This is a genomic window from Microbacterium sp. Leaf351 (assembly GCF_001423825.1).
In the GTDB taxonomy this organism is placed as follows: Bacteria; Actinomycetota; Actinomycetes; order Actinomycetales; family Microbacteriaceae; genus Microbacterium; species Microbacterium ginsengisoli.
Genome location: NZ_LMPK01000007.1, coordinates 46,511 through 47,442 on the forward strand (window position 1 = coordinate 46,511; position 932 = coordinate 47,442).

General features: G+C 70.9%; 2 protein-coding genes. Both read left to right on the top strand.

What is annotated here, in order from left to right; all coding sequences use genetic code 11:
* Nucleotides 1-13 precede the first annotated feature (13 nt).
* Nucleotides 14-520, top strand: a complete 507-nt coding sequence (locus ASG00_RS02740; RefSeq protein WP_156456183.1) for a flavin reductase family protein — start codon at nucleotides 14-16, stop codon at nucleotides 518-520.
* Between the two features lie 12 nt (nucleotides 521-532).
* A complete protein-coding gene (locus ASG00_RS02745; protein WP_056206660.1) occupies nucleotides 533-883 on the top strand; it encodes a carboxymuconolactone decarboxylase family protein in 351 nt (116 codons plus the stop codon).
* The last annotated feature ends 49 nt before the right edge of the window (nucleotides 884-932 follow it).

Consider the following 932-nt stretch of genomic DNA (forward strand, 5'->3'; position numbering starts at 1 on the left):
GCTCGGCGGCTCGCTGTCGCCCGACGACTTCAAGGCGCTCTTCCGCGGCCACCCGGGCGGCGTCGCCGTCATCACGGCCGACGACGGACGCGGACCCGTCGCCCTCACCGCGACCTCGGTCTCCTCCGTCAGCGCCGAGCCGCCGCTGCTGATCTTCTCGGTGTCGTCGCTCTCATCGGCCACCCCGACGATCGTCGCGGCCGACACGATCGTCGTGCACCTGCTCGACGCCCACGATCTCGACGTGGCCCGGCTCGCCTCGACCAGCGGTGTCGACCGCTTCGCCGACCCCGCGAACTGGTCGCGTCTTCCCACGGGCGAGCCCGTCTACAACGGTGTGCGCGCCTGGGTGCGCTGCGCGATCATCAACCGCATGGAGGCAGGCGGCTCCACCGTCATCGCCGCCCACGCGCTGCAGTCGAGCATCGCCCGCGACGTCGACCCCGGCGACCACGGCGACGCGCTCGTCTATCACAACCGCACGTGGCACCGCCTCGGCGACCACTCCCGTCTCGACTGATCCCGAGGAATCGTGTCCGACTACTTCGACCGCACCGCCGACCGCACCTTCACCAAGGTCTACAAGACCGAGACGCCCGACATCCTGCAGGCGTTCTCCGCCTTCGACCAGGCCGTCTTCGCCGAGGAGGGTCGGGCGATCCCGCTCAAGTACCGTGAGCTGATCGCCCTCGCCGTCGGCATCACCACGCAGTGCGTGTACTGCATCGACGCGCACAGCCAGAACGCCGTCAAGGCCGGCGCGACCGACACCGAGCTGGCGGAGGCCGCGTGGGTCGCTACCGCGATCCGCGCCGGCGGCGGCTACGCCCATGGGCGCCTCGCGTTCAAGCTCGCCGGCGACGCGCGCCCTCACGAGCACTGAGCGGCGAACCGCGATGACGTCGGCCGTCGAACAGGACGCGCTCGACCTC